8 protein-coding genes are annotated in these 11,487 nt (G+C 65.3%); 3 read left to right on the top strand and 5 right to left on the bottom strand.

What is annotated here, in order from left to right:
- Positions 1–127 precede the first annotated feature (127 nt).
- From RWO33_RS08455 to RWO33_RS08435, 5 genes are all read right to left on the bottom strand, one after another.
- A complete protein-coding gene (locus RWO33_RS08455; RefSeq protein ID WP_024956704.1) occupies positions 128–3,325 on the bottom strand; it encodes a CusA/CzcA family heavy metal efflux RND transporter in 3,198 nt (1,065 codons plus the stop codon).
- 8 nt (positions 3,326–3,333) lie between these two features.
- On the bottom strand, positions 3,334–4,284 hold the full coding sequence (locus tag RWO33_RS08450; protein WP_024956705.1) for an efflux RND transporter periplasmic adaptor subunit: 951 nt from the start codon (positions 4,282–4,284) through the stop codon (positions 3,334–3,336).
- A complete protein-coding gene (locus RWO33_RS08445; protein WP_024956706.1) occupies positions 4,281–5,558 on the bottom strand; it encodes a TolC family protein in 1,278 nt (425 codons plus the stop codon). Before RWO33_RS08445 ends, RWO33_RS08450 begins: the two co-directional genes overlap by 4 nt.
- Before the next feature lie 87 nt (positions 5,559–5,645).
- Complete coding sequence (locus RWO33_RS08440) at positions 5,646–6,002, bottom strand: hypothetical protein (RefSeq protein ID WP_024956707.1); 357 nt, start codon at positions 6,000–6,002, stop codon at positions 5,646–5,648.
- Positions 5,999–6,616 carry a cation transporter gene (locus RWO33_RS08435; RefSeq protein ID WP_024956708.1) on the bottom strand — a complete coding sequence of 206 codons (618 nt, stop codon included), beginning with the start codon at positions 6,614–6,616 and terminating at the stop codon, positions 5,999–6,001. The genes RWO33_RS08440 and RWO33_RS08435 overlap by 4 nt, the downstream gene beginning before the upstream one ends.
- A 105-nt stretch (positions 6,617–6,721) precedes the next feature.
- Between RWO33_RS08435 and RWO33_RS08430 the strand changes: the two genes are divergently transcribed.
- The 3 genes from RWO33_RS08430 to RWO33_RS08420 are packed head-to-tail and all read left to right on the top strand — an operon-like array spanning position 6,722 to position 11,421.
- Complete coding sequence (locus tag RWO33_RS08430) at positions 6,722–7,135, top strand: helix-turn-helix domain-containing protein (RefSeq protein WP_014159616.1); 414 nt, start codon at positions 6,722–6,724, stop codon at positions 7,133–7,135.
- Entirely contained in the window at positions 7,132–8,403 is a 1,272-nt protein-coding gene (locus tag RWO33_RS08425; protein WP_314104190.1) for a site-specific integrase, read from the top strand. The genes RWO33_RS08430 and RWO33_RS08425 overlap by 4 nt, the downstream gene beginning before the upstream one ends.
- Positions 8,404–8,427: 24 nt before the next feature.
- Entirely contained in the window at positions 8,428–11,421 is a 2,994-nt protein-coding gene (locus RWO33_RS08420) for a Tn3 family transposase (protein WP_314104187.1), read from the top strand.
- The last annotated feature ends 66 nt before the right edge of the window (positions 11,422–11,487 follow it).

The raw sequence follows: 11,487 nt of genomic DNA, 5'->3' as shown, positions 1-11,487 counted from the left end.
CTCATGGCCTTGATCGGCCTTCTCGTAAGTGTCCGTGAAAACGGGGGTGAACCCCGCAGGTCGTCCACCGCTTTCACGCCCGGGTCGGTAAACATCGCCGCACGCACCTGTTCCAGGTTGAGCTCGTTCATGGTGCCGAAGACTCCAAAGCAGTGCTGCCGGCGCGGGGAGCGCGGTCGCGATGCAGCCAACGATAAAGCACCGGCAGCACCAACAAGGTCAATGCGGTGGATGAGACGATGCCGCCGATGACGACGGTGGCCAGCGGCCGCTGCACCTCCGAGCCAGCACCGACATTCAAGGCCATGGGCAGGAACCCAAGCGAGGCTACCAGGGCGGTCATCAGCACCGGCCGCAGCCGGCCAAGGGCGCCGTCGCGTACCGCCTCGTCCAGCGGATCACCCTGTTCGCGCAAGCGGCGAATGAACGCGATCATGACCAGGCCGTTGAGTACGGCCACGCCCGACAGTGCGATGAAGCCCACGCCGGCCGAGATCGACAGCGGAATCCCGCGCAGGGCCAGCGCCAGCACACCGCCGGTCAGCGCCAGTGGCACACCACTGAACACGATGGTCGCGTCCTTGGCCGAACCGAAGGCCATGAACAGCAGGGCGAAGATCAACGCCAGCGTCACCGGAACGACCACCCCCAGGCGTTGGGTGGCCGAGATCAGCTGCTCGAAAGTGCCGCCGTAATCGATCCAGTAGCCCTCTGGAAGCGTGACATCTTGGCCGATGCGCGTGCGCAACTCGCCGACGAACCCGCCCAGATCGCGTTCCCGCACGTTGGCGGTGATCACCACGCGCCGCTTACCGTTTTCGCGATTGATCTGATTGGGCCCGCGTTCCACCTGGATCTTCGCCACTTCCCGCAGTGGCACCGTACGAGGCCCTCCATTGGCGCCGGCGGCCAGACGGCTGGACTCGTCGACACTGGTGCTTGCCGGCAGCGGAATCGGCAAATCTGCCAGCACGGCCGGGTCTTGGCGCTGCGATTCGGGCAGGCGCACCACCAGGTCGAAGCGACGGTCCCCTTCAATCAACTGGCCTGCGACACTGCCGCCAATGGCGGTGGCCACCGTTTCCTGCACATCGCCCGGGTTCAGGCCATACCGTGCCAATGCCGCCGGATCCGGCGTGATGGTCAGCAGCGGCAGGCCCGAGACCTGCTCGGCCTTGACGTCTTCGGCGCCGGGGACGCTGCGCATGACCCGCTCGACCCGGCTGGCCAGGCGCGTCAGCTGGTCCAGGTTGTCACCGTAGACCTTGACCGCCACATCCGAACGGACGCCGGAGATCAACTCGTTGGTGCGCATCTGGATGGGCTGGGTGAACTCGTAGTTGCTGCCCGGGATTTCCTTGGCCGCCTCCTCCAGCTCTTCCACCAGCTCGGCCTTGGGCTTGCGCGGATCGGGCCACTGGTCGCGGGGCTTGAGCATCAGGAAGGTGTCGGCCATCGATGGCGGCATTGGGTCGGTGGCCACCTCGGCGGTGCCGATCTTGGAGAAGATGTTGGCTACCTCCGGGAACTGGGCCAAGCGCTTCTCCAGCGTTTCCTGCATGGCGACCGACTGCTCCAGGCTGGTGCCGGGAATACGCATGGGCTGCAAGGTGATGTCGCCTTCATCCAGGCTCGGCACGAACTCCGAGCCCAGGCGGGTGGCCAGCACGCCACAGCCCACCACCAGCACGGCCGCGCCGGCCAGCACCACCACGCGCCGACGCAGCGCCCAATCCAGCAGCGGCCTATAGCGGGCCCGCGACCAGCGCATCAGGCGGTTGTCGTGCTCAGCCACGCGGCCGCGCAGGAAGGTGGCGATCGCTGCCGGCACAAAGGTCAGCGACAACACCATGGCACCGGTAAGGGCCAGCACCACCGTGATCGCCATCGGGTGGAACATTTTTCCTTCCACCCCGGACAGCGCGAAGATCGGCAGGTAGACCGCCGCGATGATGCCCAGGCCAAACAGGCTGGGACGGATCACCTCGGCGGTGGCCGAGGCGGTCAGGTCATAGCGCTCTTCATCGTTGAGCTGGCGGCCCAGCGCGTGCTGCGCCTCCCCGAACCGGCGCAGACAGTTCTCGATGATGATCACCGCCCCGTCCACGATCAGGCCGAAGTCCAGCGCACCCAGACTCATCAGGTTGCCCGATACGCCGCCACGGACCATGCCGATGATGGTGAACAGCATCGCCAGCGGAATCACTGCGGCGGTGATCAGCGAAGCGCGCACATTGCCCAGCAGCAGGAACAGCACCACCACCACCAGCAGCGCGCCCTCGATCAGGTTCTTGGACACCGTGCTGATCGTGCGGTCCACCAGCGCGGTGCGGTCATACACGGCCTTTGCATGCACGCCCGGGGGCAAGCTGGCGTTGGCGGCGTCCAGCTTGGCCGCAGCCGCTTGGGAGACCTCCCGGCTGTTGGCGCCGAACAGCATGAAGGCGGTGCCGACCACGACCTCATGGCCGTTCTGGGTGGCCGCGCCCGTGCGCAGCTCCTTGCCTTCCCCGACGCTGGCCACATCGCGCACCCGAATGGGCACGCCATCGCGCCGGTCCAGCACGATGTTGCCGATCGCCTCCAGATTGGCCAGCTGGCCGGGCACGCGCACCAGGAACTGCTGGCCGTTGCGCTCGATGTAGCCGGCGCCGATGTTCTGGTTATTGCGCATGACCGCGGCGACCACGTCGTTCAACGTGAAGCCCAGCGCCACCAACTGGGCCGGGTCGGGGGTGATGTGGATCTGCCGCTCAAAGCCGCCGATGGTGTTGACCTCGGTGACGCCGGGCGTGGTGCGCAGCTGCGGCCGGATCACCCAGTCCTGCAGGGTGCGCAGATCCGTGGCCGTGTACGGGGTGCCGTCGGGCTTGCGAGCGTTGGGCTCGGCCTCCACGGTGTACATGAAGATCTCGCCCAGTCCGGTGGAGATAGGCCCCATTTCCGGGTCCAATCCTTCGGGCAGCTGGGAAGCGATTTGCTGCAGGCGCTCGGCGACCTGCTGGCGGGCAAAGTACAGGTCGGTGCCGTCCTTGAACACGACAGTGACTTGGGAGAGCCCGTAGCGTGACAGTGAGCGGCTGTAGTCCAGCTTGGGCAGGCCGGCCATGGCCGTTTCGATGGCAAAGGTGACCCGTTGCTCGGCCTCCAGCGGTGAGTAACCCGGGGCCTGGGTGTTGATCTGGACCTGGACGTTGGTGATGTCCGGCGTGGCGTCGATTGAGAGGTGACGGTAGCTCCACACGCCCAGCGCAACAAGCGCAGCGGTGAACACCAGCGTCAGCCAGCGATGGCGGATGGACAGCCCAATGAGGCGTTCGAGCATGGCGGGCCTCAATGGTCTTCTTCGACGGTGGATTTTTCGATGTCGGCCTTGATCAGGAAGCTCTGGGCCACCACCACCTGTTCACCGGCCTTGAGCCCTTCCAGCACTTCGGCGCGCTCAGCGTCGCGGCGCCCCAGCTTGACCGACCGGGTGTGGTAGGTCTCTCCCTGCTGCACGTAGACCACGTCCTGGTCTTCTGCGGTCTGCAGCGCGGTGATCGGCACCACCAGTGCCGCCGACTGGCGATCCACGGTGACCCGCGCCTTGACCGCCGAACCCGGCCGCCACAGGCCATCGGTGTTGGCCACGGTGGCGCGCGCAATGGTGCTTTGGCTGGCCGTGGCGGTGCCGGGCAGGACGCGCTCCAAGGTGGTCTGCGCGGTGACGCCATCGCTCAAGCGGGTGACCGTCACCGGTACGCCGGCACCGATGTGCTGGACGTCGGCCCCAAAGATGTGCAGGTCCACCCACAGGGTGGACAGGTCGGCGACCTCGAACAGTGGCGCGCCCTCAGCAGCCGCCATGCCCACAGCGGCCGTACGCGCCATGACCACGCCACTGATCGGCGCGGTGACGGTATAGGTGGTCAGGCTCAGATTGCTCTCTACCGTGGCCAGTGCCTGGCCGGCCCGTACCTGATCGCCCACGCCGGCTCGCACGGAGCGGACCGGTCCGGGGAAGCGTGCAGTGACCTGCGCGATGCGCCCATCGATGGGGGTGAGCAGCCCTTGCACCTCATGCTCGTCAGCAATCTCACCGGGGCCTGCCGGCGCGACCTGGATACCCGCCGCCTGCGCCGCCTTGGCGGCAATCTTGGTTTCCAGCGGCGCTTCCTCGTGCTCGCCGTGCTCTTCGCCCTCAGCGGCGGCGCCGCCCTCAGAGGCTTCGTTGGGGGTCGACGCGTTGCAGGCGGCCAGCATCAGGGCCATGCCCAGTGCGGTCCAGGAAAAGCGATTCATGGGGTCTCTCCGGTGGAAGCGGCCGCCGGCGGCGTGACAAGCGCCTGGCCGGTCAGTCGTTGAATTTCGATCAGGGCGCGCTGCGCATCCAAGGCGACGTCAAGCTGCTGCTGGGCCATGGCCGTGCGTTCGGATTGCAACTGTGCCCATTCCAGATAGCTGATCGCGCCGGCGCGATAGGCCCGCTCGGCAGCCTGCTCGGCCCGGGCCAACTTCGGCAGTACGTCTCCTTGCAGCCGCGCCACCTCGGCCTGCGCCACGGTGTAGCGGCCATGGGCCTCGACCAGCGTGGAGTACAGCGACAGGCCCTTGGCCTCGCGCTCGATCGTCAGGACCTCCAGCTCGGCTTCGCCGGCGCGGATCTCTGGCTGTGCGCGGCTGCGGCTGCCCAGCGGTATGGACATGCTAGCGACCAGTGCAGTGTCGTCGGTCTCCTGCAGGCGGCGCACGCCGAGCTGCCAGGACAGGTCCGGTGAGGCCGCTGAACGTGCCAGCTGCAGTCGTGCCTGCGCGATCCGTCGGGCGTCGGCAAACTGCGCCAGTTCCGGAGTCCGCTCCAGCTCATCGGCCAGCGTCTGCATGGAGGCGATCGCCGGCAGGGCCATCGGATCGGCCGGAGCCACCTCGAAGGTGGGAGTACGTTCGCCCCACAGCGCGGCCAGATGCTGACGGGCGGCCAATCGCTGTTGCTCGGCCCGATCACGCGTCAGCTCGGCCCGCGCCAGCGCTGCCTGCGCGGTGAGCAGCACCGATTCGGGTGAAGCGCCGGCCTGCAGGCGTTGCCGGGCAGCGGCCACGGTTCGCTGGCGCTGGCCAACATCCATGTCCGCCAGGCTGTGTTGCCGGTCGGCACCGACAACGGCCAAATAGCGCTGCGCCGTCTCGGCGAGCAAGTCCAGCCGCCCGGTCTCGCGCTGCACGGCCAGTGCATCAATCCGGCTTTGGGCCAAGGTGCGCCGGGCGTCGAGCTTGCCGCCGCGCTCCAGCACCGAGCTCAGGCTCAAGGTCAACTCGGCGCTGTCCAGACCGCGGGCCGCGCCAGTGCCCAACGCATTTTCGACCTCGGCACCGAGCGTCCACGGTGGGCGCTGCACCGCCTGGTCGCGCTCGGCAGCGAGCACGGTGGCCCGCGCATCGACCAAGCGCAGCTCGGGGTGGGTTTGGGCCACGCGCGCGAACGCGTCGTCCAAGGTCATCAGTTCGGCCGCTGCCGCCGGCGTTGTCGCCGCAGTCAGCAGCAGCCATGCGGCCAAGGCCGCCAATCGCACATGCATGGAAGTACTCCGAAGGGTTTCGACATCAACAAACGATCACCAACCGCGCACAGCAGCAGGTCGCTAGGCCGGCGCTGCCGGCGGAGATCACCCTGCGATCGGAGGCCGGAACGGCGCGACCGGCTGCTCGTGCGGATACGGGACCGTGTTGACGTGCATCACCGACAAATGCCGGCCGATGTCCGCAACGGACAGCAGGATCTCAGGGGGCTGTGCGGCTTGGCTGCAGCACAGCGCCAGCTGGTGAAGCCGGTGCAAGGCGGCGCCGATGCCACGCTCAGGTGCTGGTGCGACCACTGCCGGCCCATGGGCGGCAATGGTCGGATGGATGTGAACGTGCAGTTCGCTCGCCAGACCCAAGACCGGCTGGACTAGCAAACCCATCGCCAGCTGCGCCAGCAGCAGCCAGCGTAGGCCCGTCCGCAGCCGGCCACGGGCGGTCATGCAGGGGTCTTGCGCGCGTCGGCACGTGCCCGGCGGGCATCACCCAGGATCTCGAAGGCTTCCTTGATCACATACAGACCGATCAGGGCGCCGATCACGAAATCCGGGTACGGGCTAGCCAACCACCACACCAACAGGCCGGCCAGGATCACCCCAACATTGGCCACCACATCGGCGCGGGTGAACAACCAGGTCGCCCGCAGGTGCACCTCGCCGGACTTCAGCGGCGCCAGCATGCGCAGCACCGTCACGTTGACCACCAGCGACAGCAGGGCGGTGCCAATCATCCAGCCGCTGACCGGCTCGGCACCGAACATTACGCGGCGGCCGACCTCGGCCAACACGCCCACACCCAGCACAAGCAGCACGCTGCCGCTGACCCACGCGGCATTGGCCTTGAAGCGCGCCGTGCGCCCGATAGCGACCAGGCCAATGGCATAGGCGGTGGCATCGGACAGCATGTCCAGAGCGTCGGCCAGTAGGCCAGTGGAATGGGCAATCCAGCCGGCGATGCCGCCGATCACGGCCATCGCCGCGTTCAATGCTAAGGCGATCCAAAGGACGCGCTGCTCCTGCGCATTCTTGGCCTCGTGGTGGCAGCCACAATCACTCATCGGAACATCTCCATTCGCAAGGAAGCCGGGCCCGGGCGGGACGCTGGCATGACACAGCCGGTGAGGGTAAAGTCCGTAGCTACTACGGAGTCAAGCGTACTACGAATGAAAATCAGTGAGGCTGCCGACGCCAGTGGGTGCCATCTGGAGACCATCCGCTATTACGAGCGGATCGGCCTGCTGCCGCGCCCGGGGCGCTCGGGCAATGGCTACCGGGTCTATGGCCCGGCCGACATCGAGCGACTGCGCTTCATTGCGCGCGGCCGGGACCTGGGCTTCAGCCTGGAGGAGGTCCGCAGCCTGCTGCAGTTGGCGGGCGATGAAGAGCTTTCATGCGGGGACGTGGATCGGCTGGCCCGCAGCCATCTGACCGACGTGCGGGCGCGCATGGCCGACCTGCAGCGCATGGCAAGCGAGCTGGAACGGGTGATTGCCAGTTGCCACGGCGGGCAGCGGGCTGAATGCACCATCCTGTCAACGCTGCGGCAGCCGGCCTCGGTGGAGGCCACGCGCCAGTGACCGAACTGGACCGCTACCTCGATGCGGCCACGCGCCAGAACACGGTGCGCAGCTATGCGTCGGCGCTGCGGCACTTTGAAGTCGAGTGGCAAGGACACCTCCCAGCGACACCGGACAGCGTGGCCCGCTACCTGGCCGCGTATGCGCAGACCCTGGCCACCAGCACCCTTCGCCACCGGCTGGCCGCCATTGCCTCTTGGCACCGCGACCACGGCTTTGTCGACCCGACCCGGTCGCCGCTGGTGCGCAAGGTTTTCAAAGGCATCCAGACCCTGCACTCGGGCCAGGTCAAGCAAGCCGCGCCGCTGCAGATTCGGCGGCTGGTCGAGCTCGATGACTGGTTGGCTGCCGCGATCGCTGCGGCGCATGCCCGGGGCGATGGAGCGGCAGCGCTTCGCCACCAACGGGACCGAGCGCTGGTGCTGCTCGGATTCTGGCGTGGCTTTCGCGGCGATGAACTGCTGCGGCTGGAAGTGGCCCATCTCACGCTGGTGCCGGGACAGGGGATGACCTGCTTCCTGCCGCGCAGCAAGGGCGATAGGCAGGCCGCCGGCGTCACCTACAAAGTGCCAGCGTTGTCGCGGCTGTGTCCGGTGGAGGCGACCCAGACGTGGCTGCAGGCGGCCGACCTGCACGAAGGGCCGGTGTTTCGGGCGGTTAACCAATGGGGCCAGGTGAGCGCCGAGGGCCTGCATCCCAACAGTTTGGTGCGCTTGCTGCGCGAGTTGCTGGCCAGTGCCGGGTTTGCCGATGCTGGGCTCCACAGCAGCCACTCGCTGCGCCGCGGGTTTGCCAGCTGGGCCAACGACCAAGGCTGGGATATGAAGGCGCTGATGGAGTACGTGGGCTGGCGCAATGTGCACTCGGCCATGCGTTACCTGGACGGGCGTGACCCGTTCGCCCGGGATCGCATTGAAGCGAGCCTGCCCAGCCCAACCGCGCCAGCTCCGACGATGGTGCTGCCGGCGCCCGAGGGCAAATCTGCCCTGCAGCTGCGCCTACGCCTGGTGCTGACCCCGTTTGCCCGCGCCGGCCGCGGCGCGGCCAGGGCCCGAGGCCGGATCGAAGAGATCTGCTTGGCCCCGTTCCAGGCTATGCGCCTGAACACCGCCAGCAGCGAGTACCGGTTGACTGTTCCCACCGATCCCGACCGGGATCTGGATGAAATCCTGGCCACGTTGCTCGATGACATGCACCGCATGGCCGATACGCACCAGTGTTTCCTGGAAGCGTCACTCAGTACAGACGACGGCCGGCACTGGGACTGATTCCCCTCACAACCTCCGGATCCAATGGCTACCCTTCACGAGACCGCTTACCCGCGACTGAAGCCTGATCCCACCGCCAAGGAACTGGAGGAGGTCTATACCCCTACCGCAGCTGAAATCGCCTTTGCCAAGCAGCTGACTGCCCAGCCGGGTCCGCAGCTGGCGGTACTGATCCATCTCAAGCTCTTCCAACGCTTAGGCTACTTCACGCTGTCGGCGGAGGTGCCTGAGCGGATCCGGCAGCACATCGCCAAGGCCGCACGTCTCGGCCGGGTGCTGGCCTCCGACCAGCTCGAACGCTATGACGTCTCCGGCAGCAAGCGCCGGCATATGCCACAACTTCGGAAGTTCATTGGGGTACGTCCCTTGGACAAGTCGGGGCTGGCTTGGCTGGATACGGTGGCCACCGCCGCAGCCCAGACCAAGCACACCATCCCAGACATCGTGAACGTCCTGCTTGAAGAGCTGGTGCACCATCGCTACGAACTGCCTGGCTTCCGCACCCTGGAGCTGGCCGCCATCGGTGCCCGCGAGCGGGTCAATTTGGGGTACTACCGCAGCATCAGCCATGCACTGACGCCTGCCACGCGCACGCTCATTGATGAACTGCTGCGCGCACCGGAAGGGTCCAGGTTCACCGGCTGGCACTCGCTCAAGCGCGAGCCTGGCCGCCCGACCAACAAGGAGGTCCGGTTCTATCTGCAGCACATCCGCATGCTGCAGCAGTTGGCCGAGCAACTGCCTCCCATCGATGTGCCGGTGCCCAAGCTCAAGCAATTCCGTGCAATGGCTCGTGCGTACGACGCCAGCGAGTTGGCCGAATTGGCTCCGGACAAGCGCTATGCGTTGGCCACCATCTTCATTCGCGCCCAGCATGCCAAGACGCTGGATGACGCAGCCGAGCTGTTCATCAAGCAGGTGCGCGGGCTGGAGAACACGGCCCAGCAAAAGCTGCTGGCCTACCAGCTCGAACATGCCAAGCGGGCCGACTTCCTGATCGGCCAGCTCAAGGAAATCCTGCAGGCCTATCAGCTCGACGGCAGCGATAGTCAGCGCGTGGATGCCATCGATAACAGTCTGGAAGCGGAAGTGTCGACCTTGTTGGCCGAATGCGAAGAACATATGGCATACGCAGGAAAGAACTATCTGCCTTTCATGCTGCAACCCTACGGCGCGGTCAGGCCGCTGCTGTTCAATGGGCTGGAGCTGATGAACTTGCGGGCAACCAGCCACGATGCCGGCATGGAGCCGTTGATTGCAGCGGTGCTGTCGCTGCGCAACCAACGCCGTGAGCTGATCGAGGTCGCATCCCTCGGCCTGGACCCGGAAAAGGACTTCGATTGGATGTCCAAGCTCTGGCGTCAGCACGTGTTTGGCAAGCGGGCCAGCGCGGCAGGCGCCGGCTGGATGCACCGTAAGTACTTCGAGCTGGCCGTGCTGGTGCAGGTCAAGGACGAACTGAAGTCGGGAGATCTCTTCATCCCGAGCAGCGAACGATTTGACGACTACCGCGAGCAGCTGGTCGATGAAGCCACCTTGGCCCAGGAACTGGAAGCCTATGGCCAGGTGTCAGGCTTGCCCACCGACGCTGCGACTTTCGTGGCCGGGTTGCGCGCACAACTGACCGACTTGGCCGACGAAGTTGACGAGCGTTTCCCCGAGAATGTTCATGCGGACATTCTGGAAGGACGCCTGGTACTGCGGAAGGGGCAACGCGCCGAGGTCTCAAGCGCCATTGCCACCGTGGACCGCCTCATCGCCGAACGGCTCCCGGAGTCCAGCATCGTCGATGTCCTGATCGACGCCAGCCAATGGCTGGATCTGCACCGATTCTTCCGTCCGATCGCCGGCACCGAGAGCCAGGTTGAAGATCTCCCTCGACGGGTGATCACCACGCTGTTTTGCTATGGCTGCAACTTGGGTCCGACGCAGACGGCGCGGTCGATCAAGGGCTTCAGCCGTCGCCAGGTCGCTTGGCTCAACCTCAAATACGTGACCGAAGATGTCCTTGAGAAGGCCATCGTGGAGGTCATCAATACCTACAACAAATTTGACCTGCCGGGCTATTGGGGCAGCGGCAAGAGCGCGTCAGCAGATGGCACCAAGTGGAGCGTGTACGAGGACAACCTGCTGTCGGAGTACCACATCCGCTACGGCGGCTACGGCGGCATCGGCTACTACCATGTGTCCGACAAATACGTGGCGCTGTTCAGCCACTTCATTCCCTGTGGCGTGCACGAGGGCATCTACATCCTCGATGGCCTGCTGGCCAACACGTCCGACATCCAGCCCGAGATCGTCCATGGCGACACGCAGGCCCAAAGCTATCCGGTCTTCGGTTTGGCCCACATGCTGGGCATCCAGCTGATGCCCAGGATACGAAACATCAAGGATCTCACATTCTTCCAGCCTGAACCTGGCAGGACCTATAAGAACATCCAGGCACTGTTCGGAGACAGCATCGACTGGCAACTGATCGCCACCCATCTCCACGACATGCTGCGGGTAGTGATCTCGATCCGATTGGGGAAGATCACCGCGTCCTCGATCCTGCGCCGGCTGGGCACCTACAGCCGGAAGAACAAGCTGTACTTCGCCTTCCGGGAACTTGGCAAGGCCGTCCGACCGCTGTTCTTGCTGCGCTACATCGATGACAACGAGATTCGGAAAACGATCCATGCTGCGACCAACAAGAGCGAGGAGTACAACGGCTTCGTAAAATGGGTGTTCTTTGGCAGCCAGGGGATCATTGCTGAGAACGTCCAACACGAGCAGCGCAAGATCATCAAGTTCAGCCAGCTGGTCGCTAACATGATCATCCTCCACAACGTAGAAGGCATGAGCCGGACCTTGGCTGAGATGCGGAAGGAGGGAGTTGAACTGACGCCCGAGATCCTGGCCGGACTGTCGCCGTTTCGGACCAGCCACATCAACCGCTTCGGCGACTACCATCTCGACCTTGATAGGGAAGTGGCGCCGCTGAGCTATACAGCGAAAGTCCTTGAACAGGCCCCATAGACGGGGAGATGCGCTATCGGGACAAGGCAATTATCATTGCGTTTCAATCGCTTAGGTGGTTTTTGG

The organism is uncultured Stenotrophomonas sp. (assembly GCF_963519925.1).
Taxonomy (GTDB): Bacteria; Pseudomonadota; Gammaproteobacteria; order Xanthomonadales; family Xanthomonadaceae; genus Stenotrophomonas; species Stenotrophomonas maltophilia_AE.
The sequence above is the reverse complement of the archived record's forward strand: the minus strand, read 5'-3'. Positions and strand labels throughout refer to the sequence as shown.